Genomic DNA, 23612 nt, shown 5'->3' with positions numbered 1-23612 from the left:
TTTTATTTTCCCTTGTTCTCCCAATGGCTCTCCCGCTGGCCGCCGGCAGCGCGCTGGCGCAGGCTCCGGCCGGCGCCGATCCGGCCTGTGCCGGAAAGCCGCCGGCGGCGCTGCCCGCGTCGCTCGCCGATTGGCGGACGCCCGACGCGATGAAGGCGGCGGGGAATGCGAAGACCGCGGCAAAGGCTGCGCTGAAGCCGGGGGCCGCGGTCCGCGCGACGCTGCTGCCGACGCCGAAGGTCGCCTATCCGGTCCGCCCTGAAAAGCCGGGGGGAACGGTCAGCTATGGCGGGCTGTTCCGCTTCACGGTCGCCCGCGAAGGCGTCTGGCGCGTCGCGCTCGGGTCGGCGGCGTGGGTTGATGTGGTCCTGGACGGCAAGGCGATGCGGTCGGTCGCGCACGGCCACGGCCCGGCCTGTTCGGGGGTCCGCAAGATGGTCGACTATCGCCTGACCCCCGGCACCTATACGCTTCAGGTCGCGGCGAACGGTTCGGACAGCCTGACCCTGCTGGTCACGCCGCAACCGTGAGACGGCTGTGGGCCGCGGCGGCGCTGCTGCTCGTCGCGGCCGTCGCGCCTGGCTGGCAATGGCCGCAGGACACCGGGTTCGATCCCCCACCGGTGCCCGCGGACAATGCGATGAGCGCCGCCAAGGTCGAACTCGGCCGACGGCTCTTTTATGACGCGGACTTGTCGAGCGACGGGACGCTGGCCTGTTCGAGCTGTCACGAGCAGCGGCACGGCTTCGCGGACAGCGTCGCGACGCGGTCGGGCGTCGGCGACCATGCGGGCAAGCGCAACGCGCCGGGCCTCGCCAATGTCGCCTGGCTGCCGCGGCTGACCTATGCCGACCCCGGCGCGACCAGCCTCGAAATCCAGGCGCTGACCCCGCTGCTCGGCGAAAATCCCGTCGAGATGGGGATGAAGGGACAAGAGGCGGAGCTTGCCCGGCGGTTGAAGGCGGATGCCTGCTATCGTCGGTCGTTCGCCAGAGCCTTCCCCGATGCCCGAATCACCCTTCCGAACATCGTCGCCGCGCTGGCCGCGTTCCAGCGGACGATGATTTCGTCCGATGCGCCTTACGACCGCTTCCGCCGCGGCGACGCCGCCGCGCTGACCGGGCCGCAGCGCGAAGGCGAACGCCTGTTTCGGACCAGCGGGTGCAGTTCGTGCCACGCGGGTCCGCACCTGACCGACGCCGCCTATCATCGGCTTGGCGATCCGGCCCCGTCCGACGCGGGGCTGGTCGAGCAAACGGGGCTGGAGGAGGATCGCGGGCGCTTTCGCACGCCATCGCTGCGCAACGTCGCGATCACCGGCCCGTGGTGGCACGACGGCACGGCGATCAGCCTGGAGGACGCCATCCGCCGCCATCCGGTCTCCCTGGCCGATCAGGACATCGCGGCGCTCGTCGCTTTCCTGCATGGCCTGACCGACGAACGGTTCCGCACCGATCCGCGGCTTGCGCGGCCCGATACGGCTTGCGGCAAGCGATTATGAGGTCTCGGTCTGATATGCCGCGGGAAGCGGCTCGGATCGTATCATCCCGGCCAGGCGATCGCACGACGGCCCTGCGATGCTGGCGCGTGCCGACGCCTGTATGGCCCGATAGGCGGCAAGCACCTGCTGTCCGGTATCGGTCAGCCGGGCGCCTCGGTTATGGCTCCCTCCCGCCACCGTCTGGACCAGCCGCTCGTTCCAGCAGCGATTCATGACGTCGACCAGCAGCCAGGTGCGCCGATAGCTCATGCCCAGCGCGCGGCCGGCCGCCGAAATCGAACCATGGTCCTGAATGGCGTCGAGCAGGTCGGCCTTGCCGGGACCCATCGCGATTTCGTCGCCGCACAGGAACTGGATCTTGATCTTGAAGGGAGGTTTTCCGGACATACCGCATGATAGGCCCGAAATGGCGCCCATCGCAATCGGCGTTGCCATGTGCCGGGTGTCGGCCCCGGCGTCGCCGTGCGCAGGCCGGGATCAGCAGGGAAGGGCGGCTCCGCCGATACCCCGGCGCGCCCGTGCCAGCAGCACGCGGGTCGAGCGCACCGCACTGTCGAGCATCGCGGCCACGGCCCCCGTATCGGCGAACCGCGCGCCGCGATCGCCTGCCCCGTCGAGCAGGCCGAGCAGCATTCGCTCGTCCGCGGACAAGGCCGCCGACTGGCCCGCGACGAGACGCCTGCCGAGCGCCAGTTCGTACAGCATCAGCAGGCTGTCGAATGCCGGGGCGAGCATCGCGCCGCGCACCGGCGCCAGCAATTTGTGCAGGCGTTGCTGAACCGGCGCGCCGGCGTCGCGCGCCGCGCGCCAGCATCGCAGCGCCGCCGGGACGAGCGTCGTTTCGGAATCGGACAGGTCGGCGATCGGGGTAACCGGATGAAGCGCAGCCATGGCCTTGCCTTCCTTTGCTGGGGTGTCCGTTCCCGATATAATATTTGCGAACGATTCGCAATAAGAAACGGTGCGCCGGCGGCGCGAGCGGCGCTTTTTATGCCGGAAGTGCGCTGGATCAATTTCGGCCGGAGCGAAACATCCTACTCTTCGCTTCCAACAGCCAAGGGGCCAATGCGGCATGTTCGACACATCACTGGCAGAGCAAATCTGGACCAAGAAATATCGCTTCCAACCGACCGAGGGCGGCGGCGACGACAGCGTGCAGGCGACATGGACGCGCGTTGCCCGCGCCATCGCCGCGAACGAGGCGCCGGCCGAACAGGCGCGCTGCGAGCGGGAGTTTCTGGAGGCGCTGACCGATTTCCGTTTCATTCCCGCCGGCCGTATCCTGGCGGGGGCGGGGACGGCGCGCAACGTGACGCTGTTCAACTGTTTCGTGATGGGGGCGATTCCCGACGATCTCGACGGTATCTTCGCGCATCTGCGCGAGGCGGCGGTGACGATGCAGCAGGGCGGGGGGGTCGGCATGGACTTCTCGTCCATCCGCCCCGCCGGCGCGGCGGTTCGCGGCGTCGGCGCACAGGCTTCGGGTCCGCTCAGCTTCATGGACAGCTGGAACGCGATGTGCGGCACCATCATGGCCGCGGGCCAGCGGCGCGGCGCGATGATGGGGTGCCTGCGCATCGACCATCCCGACATAGAGGCGTTCATCGACGCCAAGCGCGACCCGGCGCGCTTCCGCAATTTCAACCTGTCGGTGCTGGTCAGCGACGCCTTCATGAAGGCGCTCGCCTGCGACGGCGAATGGCCGCTCGCCTTCGGCGGCGCGGTGCATCGCACGGTCGGCGCGCGCGACCTGTGGCGGCGGCTGATGCAGGCGACCTACGACGTCGCCGAACCGGGAGTCATCTTCATCGACCGGGTGAACCAGCAGAACAATCTCGCCTATTGCGAGGATATCCTGGCGAGCAATCCGTGCGGCGAACAGATGCTGCCGGCCTATGGCGCCTGCCTGCTCGGCTCGATCAACCTCGCCCGGCTGGTCCCGCAGCCCTTTTCGGCGCATGCGGTGCTCGACGAGGAGGAACTGTCGGCGCTGACCGCGACCGCGGTCCGCTTCCTCGACAATGTGATCGACATCTCGCGCTATCCGCTGCCGCAGCAGGAGGCCGAGGCGAAGGCGAAGCGCCGCATCGGCCTCGGTGTCACCGGGCTCGCCGACGCGCTGCTGTTCTGCAACACCGTTTATGGCTCGGCCGATGCGATCGCGCTGACGCAGCGATGGCTGGGCACCATCAAGCAGGCCGCCTATCGCGCGAGCGCGCATCTGGCGGCGGAAAAGGGACGGTTGCCGCTCTACGATCCGGCGATCCTCGACCGGCCGAACCTGCGCTCGCTCGACGAGGCGACCCGCGCGCTGGTCGCGGAAAACGGCCTGCGCAACGGCTGCCTCACCTCGATCGCGCCGACCGGCACCACGTCGCTGCTCGCGGGCAACGTCTCGTCGGGCATCGAGCCGGTCTTCGCCTACAGCTACAGCCGCAAGGTCCGCCAGGCCGACGGTTCGACGCGCGAGGAGGCGGTGGAGGATCACGGCTATCGCGTGTGGAAGCAGGTGAAGGGCGACGAGGCGCCGCCCGACGCGCTGTTCGTCAGCGCGCAGTCGCTCGACCCGTCGGACCATCTGGCGATGCAGGCGGCGGCGCAGCCCTTCATCGACAGCTCGATCTCCAAGACCGTCAACTGCCCCGAGGACATCGATTTCGAGGCCTTCGTCGACATCTATTCGGAGGGTTATCTGCTCGGCTGCAAGGGGCTGACGACCTATCGCCCGAACGACACGACCGGATCGGTGCTGAGCGTCGCCCCGGCGGCGCCCGCCGCGCCCGCGGCCGAGGCCGAATTGCAGCCGCGCCCCGAATCGCTCCATGGCACGACCTACAAGATCAAATGGCCCGACAGCGCCCATGCCGTCTATGTCACGATCAACGACATCGACAGCGGCGGGACGCGGCGCCCGTTCGAAATCTTCATCAATTCCAAGAATATGGAGCATTATGCATGGACGCTGGGGCTCACCCGGATGATATCCGCGGTGCTGCGCCGCGGCGGCGACATCGCCTTCGTCGCAGAGGAACTGAAGGCGGTGTTCGATCCGCGGGGCGGAGCGTGGATGGGGGGCCGTTACGTTCCGTCCCTCCTCGCGGCGATCGGCGACCTGTTCGAGCGGCATCTGGAGGCGCTGAGCGGCCGTGAGGGGCCGCGCCCCGACCCGGTCGACGGCGCCCCGGCCAAGGCGCGGGTCGCGGTTCCCGCGATCTGTCCGCAATGCAGCGCGGCGGCGGTGCAGCGCACCGAAGGCTGCGACAAATGCCTCGAGTGCGGCTATTCGCGATGCGGCTGACCGGCCGGGCCTGACGCCCCGCGCGGAGCGTCACGCGGGGCCTGCGGTCGGGGTCAGGCGGCGATGCCGCAGGCCAGCGCGCCGATCCCGCGTGGGTCGAGAATCTCGATCAGCGTCAGCGAATGCGAGCGGATGACCCGCGCCTTGCGCAGGTTAGTGAGTTCGCGGCTCACCGTTTCCTTGGTCAGCCCCAGATAGTCGGCGATGTCGCCCCGGCTCATCGGCAGCGGAACCAGATTCGCCCCGTCGCGGCCGCGGAATCCGGCGCGGCGCTGAATATCCGACAGAAAGCCCGCCAGCCGTTCCGCCGCGGTCTGGCGGCCGAGCGTCACCATCCTTTCCTGCGCGATGGCCAGTTCGGCGGTCGCGCGCCGATAGCGCGCCTCGGCCAGCGCCGGATAGTGATCGACGAACCATTCGAACCGCCGCTTCAGGACGCGGCACAGGGTCGTGTCGCCGATCGCCTCGGCCGCGAAGCCGTGGCTTTGCTGCGTCTCGAAGCCGACGAAATCGCCGGGGAACAGAAAGGCGACGATCTGCCTGCGTCCGTCCGACAGGATCGCGTAAAGCTTGACGACGCCGCTGGTCAGGCTGAACACGCAGTCGGCGGGGTCGCCCTGGTGGAACAGCGTCTGCCCGGCGGTCAGGTGCAGCCGGCCCCCCTGGTTGCGGAAATCGGCCAGCGTCTCGACATCCAGCGCGCGGCACAGGGCCTCGGCGCTGACGTCGCAACTGCGGCAGGGGTGGTCCTTCGACAGCATCGCGCGCTTCGTCATGATCGGCTTTCCCGCGGCATGTTTCTCCCTGCCGCTCGCCCAACGGGCCGGCTTTCGCAATCGCAAATCGCTGTCCGATTGATATGAATCAAGTGCAGGATGCGCGGCCGCCCGGACGCTCCGCGCCGGTCGTTTTCGCTCTTTCCCGTCGCCGCCTTTTCGTCAGGTCGAGGCGGCGTGCAGCCGGGCCGGCCAATAGCGATGCCCGGCGATTCCGTGCCAGAATCCGTTGGAAAAGGGCGCCCCGATATCGAGGGCCTCGATCCGCTCGGCCGCCTGCGCGGCATCGGTGCGCCCGGCGGCGCGGTCGGCGAAGATCGTCGCCACCGCCACCATGTCGACGCCGTGCGGCATCAGGCGGTAATGGTCGATGCCCATCGCCCGCATCTCGTCCAGCTCGGCGATCAGGTTGACATAGCTGTGCGACAGGGTCTGGATGCCGTTGATCGCCAGCATGGCCTGGCCGTCGAGGGTGCGCAGCGGCATGCCGTCGGGGTCTTCGCCGCAGACGAACTGGCAATCGTCCTTGGTGCGCCGGTGCGCGCGCGCGTGGTAGCAGCGGGCCGAAACCGCCAGCGACGCGCGCCCGAACACCTGCACCTCGGTCGCTGCGCCGAGGTCGGCGGCGGTCCGCGCCAGCCCCTCGGCCGCGCCGCGCGGCAGTTCCGCGGGCAGGGTGAAATGCGCCGCCCCGGCGCGCGCGAGATACGCCATCGAGCGTTCGTTGTAGACGTTCATCATCGGCCCGATGCGGTGCGGCCGACCACTCGCCGCGGACAGGCCGGCGGCGTTGTTGACCTCGACCGGATAATCGGTCTGCGCGCACAATTCGGTGATCGCCCGGCGTTCGCGCGGCAGCACCACCTCCGCCAGCGTCGACAGCACGACCTGCTTGCCCGCGCGTTCGAGCCGCTCGATCACCTCGGGATAGTGGCGGTCGAAAAAGGGGCTGCGCTTCGAACAGACGACCTCGCCCAGATAGACGGTGTCGATCGGGGCCTCGTCCGCGATCCGGGCATAGAAATCGCGCTTCCGGTCCGCATCCCAGTGGAACAGGATCGGGCCGAGGGTCAGTTTCGCCGTGGACATCGCCGTCACCGCCATTTCTTGGTCGCAAAGGCGCCGTGGGTCTGCTTCTGCCCCTCGGTCAGCGCGATCAGGTCGGCGGATGGCGGCGTCTGCCCGGCCATCACCGCGTCGATCGCGGCGCGAAAGGCGCCGACCACCGCGCCGACATAGGCGCGCGACCGCTGCCGCCCCTCGATCTTGAAGGCATCGACGCCCGCGCCGATCAGGCTGGGCAGCATGTCCATCAGATTCAGGCTGACGGGCTCCTCGAAGGCGTAATAGGGATCGTCGCGCACCGGCGCGCGATACCGCCCCTTGCAGATCGTCGGATAACCCGCCTGCTGCCCGGCCTCGAAGCGGTCGATGACGTGACAGCCCAGCTGCGCGGTGAGGGCGCCGTTCTCCGCCCGCTGATAGTGGACTTCCGAAGCCGGGGAACACACCCCGTCCATGTTGGTCGAGCGGCCGACGGCATAGTTGGTGAGGCTGCACCGGCCCTCGACCATCAGGCCGTGATTGCCGAACACGAACGTCTCTATCTCGCACGGAATCTCGGACTTGAGCTGGCGGATTTCGGGCACCGTCAGGATGCGGGGCAGCACGACGCGCCGGACGCCGAACCGCTCGCAATAATAACGGATCGCCTCGGGGCTGGAGGCGGCCGCCTGCACAGACAGGTGCAATCGGCAGCCGGGATGATGATCGGCCAGATAGGCCGCCACCCCGATGTCGGCGACGATGAAGGCGTCGATGCCCATCGCCGCCCCGTCGTCGGCCGCCTGCTTCCACAGGTCGAACCGGCCCGCCGGGGGAAAGGTGTTGAGCGCGAGCAGCACTTTCGCGCCCCTGGCATGGGCATAGCCGACCGCCGCCTGCATCTCATCGGGCGTGAAGTTGAGGCCGGAGAAGTTGCGCGCGTTGGTCGCATTCTGGAAGCCGCAATAGACGGCGTCCGCCCCGGCATCGACCGCCGCGCGCAGCGTCGCGGGGGTTCCCGCCGGACAGATGAGCTCCGGGCTGCCGGTCATCGGCCGCCCCCGCGGTTCGGCCGGGCGTGGCGCCGGCGCAGCAACGCCCAGGCGATCCGGCTGGCCGGTCCCAGCGCGTCGGCCACCCGGTCCGCGATCGACCCCTCGACATCGTCGATCGCGTTGCGCAGGCACACCACCGCCTCCAGATCGCCGCCGATGTCGAGGTCGCGCGAGAAGAAGAGCGCGTCGCCGTCGCGCTGGGCGTCGATCAGACCCAACAGGTCGCGGAGGCGGCCCGATATGCGCGTGTCGTGCGGCGGCTCGGCGCGGCGCGGCCAGGCGACCAGTTCCGGCCGGTCGGGGTCCGGCCGCAGCAGCAGCACGAAGGGCAGGTCGCGGGCGTCGATCAGGAATCGGCTGTGCCGATGCGGGCCGAGCCGCTCGAACAGTTCGGGAAGCGTGCGCGTGACGTCGCGGACGATCCGGTTCAGGATCGGCTGGATCATCACCCGTATCGGCGAGGGCGGAGGCGACCGAAGCGGCTCGAACCGCCGGCGCGGGGGAAGGGTGGGCGCGATCAACATGCGGCACGCCTATCACGCCGCGCGACACCCGGAGTGACATGGATCAAGCGGCTCGCATATGGCGGGCGGCGAAGCGGGTTTGCGCGGGCCACCGCTATCCCTCGTCATGCTGAACCTGTTTGGCAATTATCCCTTTTCGACAGGCAACCGTTCCCCGGCGAAAGCCGGGGTCCACGCGGCGCAGCACTATGCCATCTGGACCCCGGCTTTCGCCGGGGAACAGCTCCTTACTTGCCTGACGGAATCCCTGATCTGACCCCGCGACAAGCACCGCGTAAACCGAAAAGGCGGACCGTGGATGCTGAAACAAGTTCAGCGTGACGGATGGGGGAATGACGACGGATTCCACTGAACCCACCACCGTGGCCCACGCGCCGTTGACCGCTCCGACCGGGCGTGGAAGGATCGCAGGGTGATCGCCGCTCCCATGCCTCTTGCCGCCGTCCCGTCCCTTGGCCTTTGAGCGTCCCGCCATCGTGATCGCGGCGGGCGGGGATGGCGCGCGCATCGGCGGCGGCAAGCCTGCGCGGATGCTCGGCGGGCTGCGGCTGATCGACCATGCGGTGGCGTGGGCGCGCCGCCACGGCGATGCGGTCGCGCTGGCGGTGCGGCCCGGCGACGGCGATTGGGGCACCGGCTGTCCGCTCCTGTTCGACGGTCACCGCGATATCGGGCCGATCAGCGCGCTGGCGAGCGCGTTCGATCATGCGCGCGCGCAGCGCCGCCCCGCCGTGCTGATGATCGGCTGCGACATGCCCTTCCTGCCCGACGATCTGGTTGAACGCCTGTCGTCGGCGCTGGACGGCGACGGCGCCGCGCTTCCCGTCAGCCGCGGGCGCCTGCATCCCACCGCCGCGCTGTGGCGACCCGACAGCGGCGCGCTCGACGCCTATGTCGCGCGCGGCGGCCAGTCGTTGCGGCGCTTTGCCGGAGAGGTCGGGATGGCCGAAGTGGCGTGGGACGCCGCCGGGCCCGATCCCTTCGCGAACATCAACGATGCGGCGGCACTGGCGGCGGCCGAAGCGCGGATCAGAACGCCAGCGCGCTGACCGGTGCGCCGGGCTCCAGCGCCGCCTGGTCCGGCGGGCAGCGGATCAGGCAGTCGGCGACGGCGAGCGCCGCCTGCGCGCCGCTGTCCTGATTGCCGAGCGGCGTCAGGCCCGCCTCGTCCCATCGCGCGCGCGCGAAGGTTTCGCGCGAGCCCGTCGCGGGGAGCGGGGCGGCGAGCGGAAGCGTCCGCCAGCGTAGCGCCCGCTCGACGCCGCGCGCCTGCAACTGCGCGAGCAGCGGCACCAGGAACAGCCGCGCCGTGACCATCGCCGACGTCGGATTGCCCGGCAGGCCCAGCACCCATCGGCCGCGCGCCCGGCCCAGCCACACGGGCTTGCCGGGCTTGATCGCGACCTTGGCGAACAACAGGTCCAGCCCGTGCGGCGCGAACATCGGTTTGGCGAAATCGCGTTCGCCCACCGATGCGCCGCCCGTGACGATCACCACGTCGGCCTGATCGAGCGCGCGGTCGGCCAGCGCCTCGAGCGTCGGCAGGTCGTCGACGCCCGTCGCGCGGCTCACGACCAGCGCGCCCTGTGCCTGCGCCATCGCCATGACGCCGAAGGTCACGCTTTCGGGAATCGCATCCTCGCGCTCCAGCGCGCTGCCCGGCGGCGCCAGTTCGTCGCCGGTGCCGACGATCGCGACGCGCGGCTGCCGGATCACCGCCACCTGCGCGGTGTCGGCCGCGGCGGCGGCGATCATCGCGCGCGGCGTCAGTTCCGTGCCGGCGTCGAGCAGCAGCACCCCCGCCGCGAAATCGCTTCCCGCCGCGCGCACGTGCCAGCCGGGGCCGTATCCTTCGGCGAAGATGACGCTGTCGCCTTCGCGCCCGGCATATTCCTGCATGATGCAGCGGTCGGCGCCGTCGGGCATCGGCGCGCCGGTGAAGATGCGCACCGCCTCGCCCGGCGCGACGCGCCCCGCGAACCCCGCCCCGGCACGCGATTCGCCGATCACGCGCAGCGGCGCCCCCGGCTGCATGCCCGCGTCGACGATCGCATAGCCGTCCATCGCGGCGACCGCCCGGCGCGGCGCGGCGGCGCGCGCGTGCAGCGGCTTGGCCAGCGTGCGACCCGCCGCTTCGGCCAGATCGACCCGCTCGGCGGCGAGCGGCCGGACCTCGCGCGCGATGCGCGCCACCGCGTCGTCGAAACCCGTCATGGCTTGCGCATCGCGCCCGATCGCCCGCCATCCTTCGCCGTCACCCGGATCGCCTCGATCGTCATCGTCTTGTCGACCGCCTTCAGCATGTCGAACAGGGTCAGCGCGGCGACCGAAACGGCGGTCAGCGCTTCCATCTCCACCCCGGTCTGCCCGCTGGTGCGCACCTCCGCCCGGATGCTGAAGCCGGGCAGGCTGTCGTCGATGGCAATCTCCACCAGCACCTGCGACAGCGCGAGCGGATGGCACAGCGGGATCAGCTCGGCGGTGCGCTTGGCGGCCATGACCCCGGCCAGTTCGGCGGTGGCGATGACGCTGCCCTTGGGCGTTTCGCCGGCGCGCACCTTGTCGAGCGTCGCCGGCGCGCAGAGGAGTTCGCCCCGGCTCTCGGCCCGGCGCGTCGTCACCGGCTTGTCGCCGACGTCGACCATGCGCGCGCGCCCGGCGGCATCGATGTGCGACAGGTCGTTCATGCGCACAGTCCGGCGAGGCGCGGCACCTGTCCGGCGATCGAACAGGGACGGTGGCGGCTGTCGAACTCGGCGGCGAGCACGAGGTCCCACGCATCGCGGCAGGCGCCGGTCGAACCGGGCACGCAGAAGATGAAGGTATCGTCCGCCTGGCCCGCGAAGGCGCGCGATTGCAGCGTCGATACGCCGATGGTTGTCATGCTCGCCTGGTGGAAGACGACGCTGAACCCGTCCATCACCCGGCGCAGCAGCGGCATCACCGCCTCGGGCGTCACGTCGCGCGGCGTGAAGCCGGTGCCGCCGGTGCTGACGATGATGTCGATGCCGGGGTCGGCGATCCACGCCGCCATCCGGTCGCGGATCGCCTGCACCTCGTCGGTGACGATGGCGCGCGCGGCGAGCTTGTGGCCGGCCGCCGTCAGCCGCCCGGCGAGCAGCGCGCCGGAGGTGTCGGTCTCCATCGTGCGCGTATCCGACACGGTCAGCACCGCGATATGCAGCGGGTGGAAGGTCAGGCTGTCGTCAATTCCGGGCATGCGTCATTCCCATGTTGCGGCTTCCCAGCGCGCGACGGCCGAACGGTCGGCGTCGGTGGGTTCGATCCAGCGGCTTCCCTCGGGCGCCTCCTCGCGCTTCCAGAACACCGCTTCGGTCTTCAGCCGGTCCATCAGATAGTCCGCGGCCTCGAAGGCGGCGCGGCGGTGCGCGGCGGCGGTGGCGACGAAGACGATCGCCTCGCCGGGCAGGATGCGCCCCGCCCGGTGCACGACGAGGCTGCGGGTGATGCGAAAGCGCGCCCGCGCGTCGGCCGCGATCGCCCGCATCGAGGCGAGCGTCACGCCGCGATAGCTTTCCAGCACCAGCGAGGCGAGCGGCGCGCCGTCCTTTGCCGCGGCGCGCGCGTGGCCGGTAAAGCTGACGACCGCGCCCTCGCCGGAGAGCGAGGCCGTGAATGCCGCCAGCCGCGCCGCCGGGTCGATCGCGTCCGGCGTCAGTTCGACCTCGCCGGTCATCCGCCCGACACCGGCGGGAAGAGCGCCACGAGGTCGCCGGGCGCGACCCATGCGTCGCGCGGCGCCACGACCTCGTTGATGCAGGCGCGGATGCGGCCGCGCGCCAGCGGCTGCCGCAGCGCGGGATGCGTTTGCTCAAGCGCGGCGAGCATCGCCGTCACCGACAGGCCCGCATCGGGAACGGCGATCTCGACGACCCGCCCGCAGGGGTCGGCCAGCCGTCCGCACAGTTCAATCTGCAACCGGGCTTCCTTTCCGTCCGTCATGTCAGCCCCCGATGGATGCGAGGTGCGGCGTCGCGCCGCTGTTGTTCTGGTGCAGCCGGTGCGCCGGCGCCTTGGTGGCGGTGAGCGCGCGGATGCGTTCGATCAGCGCCTCCGCGTCGGCATCCTGCTGCAAAAGCGGCCGCAGGTCGAGCCCCCCGTCGCCGAACAGGCACAGATGCAGCTTGCCGTCGGACGCAATGCGCAGGCGGTTGCAGCTGGCGCAGAAGTCCCGGGCATAGGGCGCGATGATGCCGATCCGGCCGCGCGAGGCGGGGTGCGCATATTCGACCGCCGGCCCGGCGCCCGCCGCGCGCGGCAGCCGCCGCCAGCCGGCCTGCTCCAGCCGGTCGATCACCGTCTGGCCGGCGAGGTGGCGCGCCTTGAAGAAAGCGGTGTTGTCGTTGGTGCGCATCACCTCGATGAAGCGCAGCGACAGGTCGCGCTCGGCGATGAAGTCGGTCATCGCCGCCAGTTCGTCGTCGTTGACCCCGCGCATCAGCACCGCGTTGATCTTGATGCTGTCGAACCCCGCCGCGCGCGCGGCCTCGATGCCGCGCAGCACCTCGGCCAGCCGGTCGTGCCCGGTGATCGCGGCGAAGCGGGCCGGATCGAGCGAGTCGACGCTGATGTTGATCGCGCTCACCCCCGCGTCGCGCCACGCGGCGGCGCGGTCCGCGAGCCGATAGCCGTTGGTGGTCATCGCGATCCGGCGGATGCCGGGCACCGCCGCGATCGCGCGCGCCGCATCCTCGAAATCGGGGCGCAGCGTCGGCTCGCCGCCGGTCAGCCGCACCTTCCACAGCCCGAGCCGGGCGAAGGCGCCGACCGCGCGCCGCATCTCCGCCACCGACAGGTCGGCCGGGCGCCCGTGCCGCTTGCGATAGCCGTCGGGCAGGCAATAGGTGCAGCGAAAGTTGCAGACGTCGGTCAGCGACAGGCGCAGATATTCGAACCGTCGCCCGATGGCGTCGGTCAGGCCGCGGTCGCCGTCCGGCGCCGTGGTCAGCCGGTCGCGGATGCGCTCGATCGTCACTGCACCAGCGGCCCGTCGGCCATCGGCAGCGCGACGCCCTCGACCGTCGTTTCGCTGGCGATGATGGACAGATATTGCGCCATGGCGCGGCGCGTGCTCGCTTCCTCCAGATAGTCGCGGATCGTCGCCTCGACCGCATCGAAGGGAAGCTGCTGCCCGTCGATCCGCCGCCCGGCCCGCACCACATGCACGCCATAGGGGGAGCGCACGGGCTCGCGGCACAACTCGCCTTCGCCAAGGCCGAACAGCGCCTGCTCGAACGCGGGCACCGTCTGGCCGCGCCCGATCTGGCCGAGGTTGCCGCCCTGCGCCTTCGACGGGCAGGCGGAATGCTCGCGCGCCAACGCGGCGAAGCAGGCGGGATCGGCCTCGATCTTGCGGATCAGCATCCGGGCGTCGCCGACCGCCAGCCCATAGGCGAAGGAATCGGCGGGGTCCGCCGACAGCAGGATATGCTCCGCCTCGATCAGCGTCTCGCTGGCGAAGCGGTCGCGGTGGCGGTCGTAATAGCGGCGCGCCTCCACGCTGGTCGCTTGGGGGACGCGCACCGCGCCGGCCAGCAGCGCGTCGATGCGGGCGTCCTCCTCGGCCAGCGTGCGGCCGTCGGCGTCGGTGCGCTCGTCGGCCACGATGCCCTGGCGGTCGGCCTCGTCGAGCAGCAGCTGGCGGATGACGAGCGCTTCGGCGGCCGCCGTCCACGCGCTGTCGGCGTCCTGCGCCGGGTGGTTCTGCGCTTCGGCGGCGATCGCGGCGGCCGGGATTTCCACCCCGCCGACCCGCACCGCGGCGCGTTCTAGTGTGTCAGCCATGGCTCATGCTCCGCCGCGACCGGACGATCTGATAGCCGCCGCGCCACAGATAGCGCACGGGGGCCGAGAGCATGTGGACGAGGCGGGTGAAGGGGAAGATCAGCAGGATCGTCAGCCCCAGGAACAGGTGCGCCTTGAAGATCGGGTGCACGTCGGCGATGTAGTCGGCGGCGCCCGCGCGGAAGGTGAAGATGCCCTGCGCCCAGTTCATGAACTTGACCATCTCGCTGCCGTCGAGGTGCCCCGCCGACAGCGGGATGGTGGCGAGGCCGAGCGCCAGCTGGATCCACAGCAGCAGGATGACCATATTGTCGCTGAAATTCGATGCCTTGCGCACGCGCGGATCGAAGAAGCGGCGGTGGATCAGCATCGTCGCGCCGACGATCGCCATCACCCCTGCGACACCGCCGGCGACGATCGCCAGCAACTGCTTCGCGCCGTGGCTGATACCGAGCGCATCGAACAGCACGATCGGCGTGAGCAGGCCGACCAGATGGCCGAAGAAGATGAACAGCACCCCGATATGGAACAGCACCGATCCCCACATCAGCTGCCTGCGCCGCAGCAGCTGGCTCGACCCCGACCGCCAGCTATAGGGCTCGCGGTCGAACCGGATGATCGAGCCGATCGCCAGCACCGCCAGCGCGATATAGGGATAGATGCCGTAAAACAGATTGTTGAGAAAGGCTTCCATGGCTCAATTCCTTGCTGGCGTCGGGGCGGGCGAAAGCATGCGGTCCAGCATGCCGCCCACCTGCGGGCAGGGGGCATTGGGGTCGGGCGCGGCGTCGGCGGTGAAGCGGATTTCCTCTTCGGCCCATTGCCGGTCGAGCGCCTCCAGGTCGGCGGGGTCGTCGACGGGCGACAGCGCCTTCTGCGCGTCCTCGTCCTGCTCGACGCCGGCGATGTCGCAGAGCAGCGCGAGCAGCGGCGCATAGTCCGACTCGCGCTCGGCCAGCCGCGCCGCCAGCGCGACCAGCACCACGCCCGGTTCGGCCAGCGCCTCGCGCGCCGCCTCGGGCGGCAGCGTCGAGCAATAATCGAGGAAGAGCGGCAGATAGTCGGGCAGCTCGTTCCCCGTCGGCTCCAGCCCCGCGCCCAGATAGCGTTCGCGCAGGTCGACCATCGCCTGGCCGCGGTCGCGGCTTTCGCCGTGGACATGCTCGAACAGGTGCAGGCTGTGCGCCCGGCCGCGGTCGAACAGCTCGACATAGGCTTCCTGCGCGGCATAGATGTCGCTCGCGGCCAGCCGGGTCAGCAGCGGGTGAAGCCGGCGAACGGTGTCCGGCGGCAGGTCCGCGTCGGCCGCCAGCCGCTCGCGAATCTCGCCGCAGACGGCCTGCAGTTCGGGCGTCGGATATTGCAGCAGCAGCGACAAGAGGTGCAGCGCGCGCATCAGAACACCTCCGTCGGCGTTTGCAGCTTCTTGCGCGCCGGGGCGCCGAACAGGTTCGTCTCGCTGGTCCCGCTCGAACAGCCGTTGCCGAACGAAAAGCCGCACGATCCGCGCTCGTCGAACATGTCCTCGGCATCCTCGCGGTGGCCCGTCGGGATGACGAAGCGGTCCTCATAGTCCGCCAGCGCCATCACCTTGTACATCTCCTCGATCTGCGCGCCGGTCAGGCCGACGGCCGAGGCGATGCCCTCGTTCCGCACGCCCTCGACGGTCTTCGCGCGCATGTAGCCGCGCATGGCGAGCATCCGTTCGAGGCAGCGCGCGATCGGCTCCTCGTCGCCTGCGGTCAGCAGGTTGGCGAGATATTTGAGCGGGATGCGCAGCGACCGGACGTCGGGCATGCCGTTGTTGACCGAAATCTGCCCCGCGGTCGCCGCCGAGTTGATCGGCGACAGCGGCGGCACGTACCAGACCATCGGCAGCGTGCGATATTCGGGATGGAGCGGGAAGGCGACCTTCCATTCCATCGCCATCTTGTAGACGGGCGAATGGCGCGCCGCCTCCAGCCACGCTTCGGGGACGCCGTCCTTGCGCGCCTGTTCGATCACCGCCGGATCGTGGGGATCGAGGAAGATGTCGAGCTGCGCCTGATAGAGGTCCTCGACGTCCTCGACGCTCGCCGCTTCTTCGATGCGGTCGGCGTCATAGAGCATCACGCCCAGATAGCGGATGCGCCCGACGCAGGTTTCGGAACAGACCGTCGGCTGCCCCGCCTCGATGCGCGGATAGCAGAAGATGCACTTCTCCGACTTGCCGGTTTTCCAGTTGTAATAGATTTTCTTGTAGGGACAGCCCGACACGCACATGCGCCAGCCGCGGCATGCCTCCTGGTCGATCAGGACGATACCGTCCTCCTCGCGCTTGTAGATCGCGCCCGACGGGCAGGCCGCGACGCACGTCGGGTTGAGGCAGTGCTCGCACAATCGCGGCAGATACATCATGAAGGTGTTCTCGAACTGGCCGTAGATTTCCTTCTGGACGCCCTCGAAGTTGTAATCCTCCGACCGCTTCGCGAATTCGCCGCCCAGTATCTCTTCCCAGTTTGGGCCCCATTTCACCTTTTCCATCCGTTCGCCCGAAATCAGGCTGCGCGGCCGCGCGGTGGGGAAGGCCTTGCTTTCGCCCGCCTGCTGGAGGTGGGCATAGTCGAAGGTGAAGGGCTCGTAATAATCGTCGATCTCGGGCAGGTCCGGGTTGGCGAAAATCTTGGCCAGCAACCGCCATTTGCCGCCCATGCGCGGGCGGATCGAACCGCCCGCGGTGCGGACCCAACCGCCGTTCCAGCGCTTCTGATTCTCCCAGTCCTTGGGATAGCCGATGCCGGGCTTGGTCTCGACGTTGTTGAACCAAGCATATTCCATGCCTTCGCGGCTGGTCCACACATTCTTGCACGTCACCGAACAGGTGTGGCAGCCGATGCACTTGTCGAGGTTGAGCACCTTGCCGATCTGGGCGCGAATCTTCATGCTACCGTCTCCCCTTCGGCGAGGGCCCCTTCGAGCCAGTCGACCTTCTGCAATTTGCGGACGATCACATATTCGTCGCGGTTGGACCCGACCGTTCCATAATAGTTGAAGCCATAGGCCAGATGGGCATAGCCGCCGATCATGTGCGTGGGCTTCAGGACCGCGCGCGTCACTGAATTATGGATGCCGCCGCGCTGTCCGGTCAGCGGCGATCCGGGGACGTTCACGATCTTCTCCTGCGCGTGATACATGAACAGCGTGCCCTCCTTCATGCGCTGCGAGACGACGACGCGCGCGACGAGCGCCCCGTTGCTGTTGAAAACCTCCACCCAGTCGTTGTCGACCAGCCCCGCCTTGGCGGCGTCGACCTCGCTCATCCACACGATCGGCCCGCCGCGCGACAGCGTCAGCATCAGCAGATTGTCGGTGTAGGTCGAATGGATGCCCCATTTCTGGTGCGGGGTGATGAAGTTGAGGATGACGTGCGGCGCATCCTTCGCCTCGTCGATCATCGGCTTCACCGCCTTGGTGTCGATGGGCGGGCGATAGACGCAGAAGCCTTCGCCGAAGGCGCGCATCCACTTGTGATCCTGATACAGCTGCTGCCGCCCGGTCAGCGTCCGCCACGGGATCAGTTCGTGGACGTTGGTATAGCCGGCGTTGTAGCAGACATGCTCGCTCTCCAGCCCCGACCAGGTGGGGGAGGAGATGATCTTGCGCGGTTGCGCCTGGATGTCGCGGAACCGGATCTTCTCCTCTTCCTTGGGCAGCGCCAGATGGGTGTGGTCGCGCCCGGTGTTCTGCGACAGCGCGCCCCAGGCCTTCACCGCGACCTCGCCGTTGGTTTCGGGCGCGAGCATCAGGATCACCTCGGCCGCGTCGATCGCGGTGTCGATCCGCGGCAGGCCCTTCGACACGCCTTCGTCGAGCACCGCGCCGTTCAGCGCCCGCAGATTCTCGACCTCGTGGTCGGTGTTCCAGCCGATGCCCTTGCCGCCGTTGCCCAGCTTCTCCATCAGCGGGCCGAGCGACGTGAAGCGCTTGTGGAGATTGGGATAGTCGCGCTCGACCAGCGCGACGGTCGCCATCGTCTTGCCGGGGATGGGCTCGATTTCGCCCTTGCCCCAGTCAGCGACGTCGAAGGGCTGCGCGATCTCGTTGGGGCTGTCGTGCTGGATGGGGGTCAGCACCACGTCGTGCTCGACCCCCAGCACCTCCGGCGCGACCTCGGAGAATCGCTTGGCGATGCCCTTGTAGATTTCCCAGTCGCTGCGCGATTCCCACACCGGGTCGACCGCGGCGGACAGCGGATGGATGAACGGGTGCATGTCGGACGTGTTGAGGTCGTCCTTTTCATACCAGCTCGCGGTCGGCAGCACGATGTCCGAATAGACGCAGGTCGTCGACATGCGGAAATCCAGCGTGACCAGCAGGTCCAGCTTGCCCTGCGGCGCCTCGTCGCGCCACACGACTTCCTTGGGCTTCTGCCGGCCGGCCTCGCCCAGGTCCTTGCCCTGGACGCCGTGCGCGGTGCCAAGCAGATGCTTCAGGAAATATTCGTGCCCCTTGCCCGACGAGCCGAGCAGGTTCGAGCGCCAGACGAACATGTTGCGCGGCCAGTTGGCCGGATTGTCGGGGTCGAGGCAGGACAGTTCCAGCTCGCCCGATTTCAGCGCCGCGGCGACATAATCCTTCGCCTCCTTGCCCGACGCCCTGACCGCCTTGCCCACGTCCAGCGAATTGGTCTTGAGCTGCGGCGCGGACGGGAGCCAGCCCATGCGCTCGGCGCGGACGTTGTAGTCGATCAGGCTCGCGTCCCAGTCGCCCTCCGGCGCGGTGGGGGACAATATCTCCCCGACGTCCAGCGTCTCGTAACGCCACTGGTCGGTGTGGGCATAGAAGAAGCTGGTGCCGTTCATGTGGCGCGGCGGCCGGTTCCAGTCGAGCGCGAAGGCGAGCGCGGTCCAGCCCGTCTGCGGCCGCAGCTTCTCCTGCCCGACATAGTGCGACCAGCCGCCGCCGGACTGGCCGACGCACCCGCACATCACCAGCATGTTGATGATGCCGCGATAGTTCATGTCCATGTGGTACCAGTGGTTCAGGCCGGCCCCCAGGATCACCATCGACTTGCCCCTGGTGATCTCCGCATTGTGCGCGAATTCGCGCGCGATGGTGATGATCTGGTCGGCGGGCACACCGGTGATCCGCTCCGCCCACGCGGGCGTGTAGGGCATGTTTTCCGCATAATCGCGCGCGACATTCCCGCCGCCCAGCCCCCGGTCGAGGCCATAATTCGCGCAAAACAGGTCGAACACCGTGGCGACATAGGCCTTGCCGTCCTTCAGCGCCATTTCGCGCACCGGCACGCGGCGGGGCAGCACGTCTGAATGCTCGGTGCCCTTGAAATGGTCATGCTCGCGGTTGCCGAAATAGGGAAAGGCGACATCGACGACATCGTCGTGATCGCTATCGAGGATCGCGGTCATGCGCAGGTTCGTGTCCGCGCCCCGTCCGTCCTTTTCCTCGAGGTTCCACTTGCCCTGCTCACCCCAGCGGAAGCCCGCCGAGCCGAGCGGTGCCACCGGTCGGCCGGTGTTGGCGTCGATCGCCACCGTCTTCCATTCTGGGTTGTTGGCCTCGCCGAGCGCATCGGCGAAATCGGATGCGCGCACCAGCCGTTCGGGGACCAGCCCGCCCTTGCCGGGCACAAGCCGGACCAGCATCGGCATGTCCGAATATTTGCGGCAGTAGTCCTCGAAATATTCGGCCTGCCGGTCGAGGTGGAATTCGCGCAGGATGACATGCCCCATCGCCATCGCCAGCGCGGCGTCGGTGCCCTGCTTGGGATTGAGCCAGAGGTCGGCGAACTTGGTCGCCTCGGCATAATCGGGGGAGACGACGGCGACCTTGGTGCCGCGGTAGCGCGCCTCGGTCATGAAATGGGCGTCGGGCGTGCGTGTCTGCGGCACGTTGGAGCCCCACATCATCAGGAAACCGGCGTTGTACCAGTCGGCGCTTTCGGGGACGTCAGTCTGCTCGCCCCAGGTCTGTGGGCTGGACGGCGGCAGGTCGCAGTACCAGTCGTAGAAGCTGAGGCAGGTGCCGCCGAGCAGCGACAGATAGCGCGCGCCCGCGGCATAGGAGACCATCGACATCGCCGGGATCGGCGAAAAGCCGACGACGCGGTCGGGACCGTGGGCCTTGACCGTATAGGCGTTGGCGGCGGCGATGATCTCGTTCACCTCGTCCCAGGTCGACCGGACGAAGCCGCCATGGCCGCGGATCGCGGTGTAGCTCTTGCGCTTCGCCGGATCCTCGACGATCGACGCCCAGGCGGCGACCGGCGTGCGGATCGCGCGCGCCGTGCGCCACAGCTTGAGCAGGCGCGAGCGCACCATCGGATATTTCAGGCGCTGCGCCGAATAGATGTACCAGCTGTAACTTGCCCCGCGCGGGCAGCCGCGCGGTTCGTGGTTGGGCAGGTCGGGCCGCGTGCGCGGATAGTCGGTCTGCTGCGTTTCCCAGGTGATGATCCCGCCCTTGACGTAGATCTTCCACGAACAGGAGCCGGTGCAGTTCACGCCGTGCGTCGAGCGCACGATCTTGTCGTGCTGCCAGCGCTTGCGATAGCCGTCCTCCCAGTCGCGGCTCTGATTGGTGGTGACGCCGTGCCCGTCGGCAAAGCTTTGCTTCGTCTTGCGGAAGAAGGTCAGGCGGTCGAGCAGCTGGCTCATGCGGAAACTCCCTGGGTGAGGGTGGATGGGGCGACGGGGGCGGGAACGCGTCCCCGCTCGATATCATACAGCAGTCCGCCGCGCCGCGTGTAGACGAACCAGGTCAGCGCGGCGCAACTCGCATAGAAGGCGAGGAAGCCGATCAGCGCCGCCAGCGGCGACCCCGTCGCCGAAATGGAGGAGCCGAAGCTCTTGGGGATGAAGAAGGCGCCATAGGCCGCGATGGCGGAGGTAAAGCCGACGATCGCCGCCGATTCCTTCTCCGCCTGCCGCAGTTGGTCGGCTGCGGACAGATGCGGCATCAGGCGCGGCACCTCCAGCCGCATGATGTTGGGGATCATCTGGAAGGTGGAGGCGTTGCCCACCCCGGTGACAGCGAACATGAACACGAACATGCCGAGGAAACCCCACCAGCTTTCGGCTTCGAGCGCATAGATCACGCCGACGACGCCGGCCATCATCAGCAGGAACACCCACAAGGTGACCCGTGCGCCGCCCCAGCGGTCGGAAATCCAGCCGGTCGCCGCACGACTGATCGCACCGACGAGTGGGCCGAGGAAGACGAACTTCAGGACGTCGATATCGGGGAACTGATGCTTGGCGAGCAGGGGAAGGCCTGCGGAAAAGCCGATGAACGACCCGAACGTGCCGGTATAGAGCCAGCTCATCAGCCAGTTGTGCTTGCGCTGGAAGATCACCGCCTGCTCGGCGAAGCTCGCCTTCGCGTCGGCGATGTCGTTCATCCCCAGCCAGGTGAGGATCGTCGAGGCGATGATGAAGGGCACCCAGATGAAGCCCGCGTTCTGGAGCCAGAGCTGGCTGCCGTCGGTGGCGATCTGCGGCGTGCCGCCGAGCGCGCCGAACACCCCCGCGGTAATGACGAGCGGGACGCCGAACTGCATCACCGACACGCCCAGATTGCCGAGGCCCGCGTTGACGGCCAGCGCGCTGCCCTTCTGCGCCTTGGGAAAGAAGAAACCGATATTCGCCATCGAAGAAGCGAAATTGCCCCCGCCGAACCCGCACAGCAGCGCCAGCACCAGGAAGATGAAATAGGGCGTCGCGGGATTCTGCACCGCATAGCCGATCCCGAACGCGGGGATCAGCAGCGATGCCGTGCTCAGCGTCGTCCACAGCCGGCCGCCGAAGATCGGCACCATGAAGCTGTAGAAGATGCGGAAGGTCGCGCCCGACAGGCCGGGAAGCGCCGCGAGCCAGAAGAGCTGGTCGGTGGTGTAGTTGAAACCGATCAGCGGCAGCTTTGCCACGACCACCGACCAGACCATCCACACCGCGAACGCCAGCAGCAGCGCGGGCACGGAAAGCCATAGGTTGCGGTGCGCCACTTTCTGGCCGACCTCCTTCCAGAAGGCGGGGTCTTCGGGCTGCCACTCCTTGAGCACACGCGGCGAGCCGGTCGCGGCGTGAACGGCCTGCTGCGCCTTGACGCGCTCGGCATGGACCTTCGCCAGTTCGGGGAAAGGCGGCAGGGTGGTCGCTTCGGCGGCTTCGCGCTCCATCTGGCGGACCGCCGTGTGCATCCAGATGAAGGCGACCGCCACCAGCAGGAACAGCACGACGAAGCAGCTCGTCCAGATGCCGGTCAGGTCGCTGACGGCGCCGAAGACGATCGGCAGCACGAACCCGCCCAGCCCGCCGATCATGCCGACGAGACCGCCGACCGAGCCGACATGGTCGGGATAATAGACGGGGATATGCTTGTAGACCGCCGCCTTGCCGAGCGACATGAAGAAGCCGAGGATGAAGATCACGACCACGAAGGGGACGAGCCCCATCGAAGTCGAGAAGCGGATGTCGCCGTGGATGCCGTGAACCGTATAGTCGGTCGCCGGATAGGAGAGCATGAACAGCAGCACCAGCGACATGCCGAAGGTCATGTACATGACGCGCCGGGCGCCGAAGCGATCGGACAGCATGCCGCCATAGGCCCGGAAGACCGAAGCGGACAGCGAGAAGGCGGCCGCCAGCATGCCGGCGACCTTCACGTCGACGCCGTAGACTCCCATCAGATATTCGGGCAGCCACAGCGCCAGCGCGACGAACGCGCCGAAGACGAAGAAGTAATAGAGCGAGAAGCGCCAGATCTGCTCATTCTTGAGCGGGGCGAGCTGTTCCCGGAACGAACGCGGCGGAGTGCCGCTGCGTCGCCGGGCCGCGAGCGCCGGGTCGTCCTTCGCGAACAGGAAGAACAGCACCGCGACCGCGGCGAGCCCCGCCGCCCAGAACTGCGCCACAGCCTGCCAGCCGAGCGCGACCATCACCCAGGGCGCGAAGAATTTGGTGACTGCCGCCCCGACGTTCCCCATTCCGAAGATACCGAGCGCCGACCCCTGTTTTTCGGGCGGATACCATTTGGACACATAGGCGACGCCGACCGAGAAGCCGCCGCCCGCGACACCCATCCCCAGCGCGGCGAGCAGCATCAGCGGATAGGTTGCGGCGTGCGACAACAGGAAGGTCGCCCCCGCCGATGCCAGCATGGTCAGCGGAAAGACGATCCGGCCGCCGAACTGGTCGGTCCACACGCCCAGAAAGACGCGCACCAGCGACCCGGTCAGGATCGGCGTGCCGATGAGCAGGCCGAACTGGGTCTCGCTGAGGCCGAGCTCCCTCTTGATCTCGATGCCGACGATCGCGAAGATCGTCCACACCGCGAAACACACAGTGAAGGCGACGGTGCTGAGCGTCAGCGCGCCGTTCTGCTGGCTTCGGGTCGGTTGCACCTGTGCTGTCGATGCCACTTTATTTTCCCCTTCGGGCATATGGTGGCCGTACCCATGCCGACGGGGCCGAAAAGCGCCGTTGACCTGCGTCAAACTTCGTCGGCATCAGCGGTAAAATCGCCCCCGCCTGATGCGGCGCAATCCAGACTTCGTCGAAAGCTGAAAATAGGGTGATAATAGTCAATCGAATGATTGACATTGCGCAATCA

The 23612-nt window shown here is 68.3% G+C and carries 23 protein-coding genes; 5 read left to right on the top strand and 18 right to left on the bottom strand.

From position 1 onward, the window contains the following. Positions 1–23 precede the first annotated feature (23 nt). Both SGRAN_RS19430 and SGRAN_RS19425 read left to right on the top strand, forming a co-directional pair. Entirely contained in the window at positions 24–530 is a 507-nt protein-coding gene (locus SGRAN_RS19430) for a hypothetical protein (protein WP_210434176.1), read from the top strand. Beyond that, entirely contained in the window at positions 527–1501 is a 975-nt protein-coding gene (locus SGRAN_RS19425; RefSeq protein WP_067186279.1) for a cytochrome-c peroxidase, read from the top strand. The genes SGRAN_RS19430 and SGRAN_RS19425 overlap by 4 nt, the downstream gene beginning before the upstream one ends. Here the strand turns inward: SGRAN_RS19425 and SGRAN_RS19420 are convergent. Both SGRAN_RS19420 and SGRAN_RS19415 read right to left on the bottom strand, forming a co-directional pair. After that, positions 1496–1888 (bottom strand): LysR family transcriptional regulator, encoded by a 393-nt coding sequence (locus SGRAN_RS19420; protein WP_067186277.1) that lies wholly within the window; start codon positions 1886–1888, stop codon positions 1496–1498. The genes SGRAN_RS19425 and SGRAN_RS19420 overlap by 6 nt on opposite strands. 90 nt (positions 1889–1978) lie before the next feature. After that, positions 1979–2392, bottom strand: coding sequence for a hypothetical protein (locus tag SGRAN_RS19415; RefSeq protein ID WP_067186275.1), 414 nt, complete (start codon positions 2390–2392; stop codon positions 1979–1981). A gap of 181 nt (positions 2393–2573) precedes the next feature. Here SGRAN_RS19415 and SGRAN_RS19410 point away from each other — a divergent pair, with 181 nt between their 5' ends. After that, positions 2574–4799, top strand: a complete 2226-nt coding sequence (locus SGRAN_RS19410) for an adenosylcobalamin-dependent ribonucleoside-diphosphate reductase (RefSeq protein ID WP_067186273.1) — start codon at positions 2574–2576, stop codon at positions 4797–4799. Between the two features lie 53 nt (positions 4800–4852). On the opposite strand, the gene SGRAN_RS19405 is transcribed toward SGRAN_RS19410, so the two are convergent. From SGRAN_RS19405 to ubiT, 4 genes are all read right to left on the bottom strand, one after another. Then, positions 4853–5575 (bottom strand): cyclic nucleotide-binding domain-containing protein, encoded by a 723-nt coding sequence (locus SGRAN_RS19405; protein WP_067186272.1) that lies wholly within the window; start codon positions 5573–5575, stop codon positions 4853–4855. Between the two features lie 162 nt (positions 5576–5737). Then, entirely contained in the window at positions 5738–6664 is a 927-nt protein-coding gene (ubiV, locus tag SGRAN_RS19400) for a ubiquinone anaerobic biosynthesis protein UbiV (protein WP_237234036.1), read from the bottom strand. 5 nt (positions 6665–6669) lie between these two features. Next, on the bottom strand, positions 6670–7671 hold the full coding sequence (ubiU, locus tag SGRAN_RS19395) for a ubiquinone anaerobic biosynthesis protein UbiU (RefSeq protein WP_067186268.1): 1002 nt from the start codon (positions 7669–7671) through the stop codon (positions 6670–6672). After that, positions 7668–8198 (bottom strand): ubiquinone anaerobic biosynthesis accessory factor UbiT, encoded by a 531-nt coding sequence (ubiT, locus tag SGRAN_RS19390; protein WP_082737365.1) that lies wholly within the window; start codon positions 8196–8198, stop codon positions 7668–7670. The genes ubiU and ubiT overlap by 4 nt, the downstream gene beginning before the upstream one ends. A 58-nt stretch (positions 8199–8256) precedes the next feature. On the opposite strand from ubiT, the gene SGRAN_RS19385 reads away from it, so the two are divergent. Next, on the top strand, positions 8257–8454 hold the full coding sequence (locus SGRAN_RS19385; protein ID WP_067186266.1) for a hypothetical protein: 198 nt from the start codon (positions 8257–8259) through the stop codon (positions 8452–8454). Between the two features lie 196 nt (positions 8455–8650). Beyond that, a complete protein-coding gene (gene mobA, locus SGRAN_RS19380) occupies positions 8651–9247 on the top strand; it encodes a molybdenum cofactor guanylyltransferase (RefSeq protein WP_067186264.1) in 597 nt (198 codons plus the stop codon). On the opposite strand, the gene SGRAN_RS19375 is transcribed toward mobA, so the two are convergent. From SGRAN_RS19375 to SGRAN_RS19320, 12 genes are read right to left on the bottom strand one after another with little or no spacing between them, the layout of a single operon-like run. Further along, positions 9228–10412, bottom strand: a complete 1185-nt coding sequence (locus SGRAN_RS19375; RefSeq protein WP_067186262.1) for a molybdopterin molybdotransferase MoeA — start codon at positions 10410–10412, stop codon at positions 9228–9230. The two genes, mobA and SGRAN_RS19375, sit on opposite strands and share 20 nt — an antisense overlap. Next, positions 10409–10885, bottom strand: coding sequence for a cyclic pyranopterin monophosphate synthase MoaC (gene moaC / locus SGRAN_RS19370; RefSeq protein ID WP_082797251.1), 477 nt, complete (start codon positions 10883–10885; stop codon positions 10409–10411). The genes SGRAN_RS19375 and moaC overlap by 4 nt, the downstream gene beginning before the upstream one ends. Beyond that, the gene (gene moaB / locus SGRAN_RS19365; RefSeq protein ID WP_067186261.1) at positions 10882–11418 is read right to left on the bottom strand and encodes a molybdenum cofactor biosynthesis protein B; all 537 of its coding nucleotides are present in this window, start codon (positions 11416–11418) and stop codon (positions 10882–10884) included. Before moaB ends, moaC begins: the two co-directional genes overlap by 4 nt. Before the next feature lie 3 nt (positions 11419–11421). Further along, positions 11422–11895: a molybdenum cofactor biosynthesis protein MoaE gene (locus SGRAN_RS19360; protein WP_067186259.1), complete on the bottom strand. Its 474-nt coding sequence runs from the start codon at positions 11893–11895 to the stop codon at positions 11422–11424. Then, the gene (locus SGRAN_RS19355) at positions 11892–12161 is read right to left on the bottom strand and encodes a MoaD/ThiS family protein (protein WP_076077125.1); all 270 of its coding nucleotides are present in this window, start codon (positions 12159–12161) and stop codon (positions 11892–11894) included. Before SGRAN_RS19355 ends, SGRAN_RS19360 begins: the two co-directional genes overlap by 4 nt. Before the next feature lies 1 nt (position 12162). Next, the gene (moaA, locus tag SGRAN_RS19350) at positions 12163–13194 is read right to left on the bottom strand and encodes a GTP 3',8-cyclase MoaA (protein WP_234002497.1); all 1032 of its coding nucleotides are present in this window, start codon (positions 13192–13194) and stop codon (positions 12163–12165) included. Further along, entirely contained in the window at positions 13191–14003 is an 813-nt protein-coding gene (locus SGRAN_RS19345; protein WP_067186257.1) for a peptidylprolyl isomerase, read from the bottom strand. Before SGRAN_RS19345 ends, moaA begins: the two co-directional genes overlap by 4 nt. Then, a complete protein-coding gene (narI, locus tag SGRAN_RS19340) occupies positions 13996–14697 on the bottom strand; it encodes a respiratory nitrate reductase subunit gamma (RefSeq protein WP_067186255.1) in 702 nt (233 codons plus the stop codon). Before narI ends, SGRAN_RS19345 begins: the two co-directional genes overlap by 8 nt. Before the next feature lie 3 nt (positions 14698–14700). Continuing rightward, positions 14701–15399 carry a nitrate reductase molybdenum cofactor assembly chaperone gene (gene narJ, locus SGRAN_RS19335; protein WP_067186253.1) on the bottom strand — a complete coding sequence of 233 codons (699 nt, stop codon included), beginning with the start codon at positions 15397–15399 and terminating at the stop codon, positions 14701–14703. Next, positions 15399–16925: a nitrate reductase subunit beta gene (narH, locus tag SGRAN_RS19330; RefSeq protein WP_067111361.1), complete on the bottom strand. Its 1527-nt coding sequence runs from the start codon at positions 16923–16925 to the stop codon at positions 15399–15401. Before narH ends, narJ begins: the two co-directional genes overlap by 1 nt. Next, positions 16922–20659 carry a nitrate reductase subunit alpha gene (locus SGRAN_RS19325; RefSeq protein ID WP_067186251.1) on the bottom strand — a complete coding sequence of 1246 codons (3738 nt, stop codon included), beginning with the start codon at positions 20657–20659 and terminating at the stop codon, positions 16922–16924. The genes narH and SGRAN_RS19325 overlap by 4 nt, the downstream gene beginning before the upstream one ends. After that, positions 20656–23421 carry a nitrate/nitrite transporter gene (locus tag SGRAN_RS19320; protein WP_199775019.1) on the bottom strand — a complete coding sequence of 922 codons (2766 nt, stop codon included), beginning with the start codon at positions 23419–23421 and terminating at the stop codon, positions 20656–20658. The genes SGRAN_RS19325 and SGRAN_RS19320 overlap by 4 nt, the downstream gene beginning before the upstream one ends. Positions 23422–23612: the final 191 nt, after the last annotated feature.

This window comes from Sphingopyxis granuli (assembly GCF_001559015.1).
Taxonomy (GTDB): domain Bacteria; phylum Pseudomonadota; class Alphaproteobacteria; order Sphingomonadales; family Sphingomonadaceae; genus Sphingopyxis; species Sphingopyxis granuli.
This window is presented reverse-complemented; position numbering and strand designations above follow the sequence as displayed.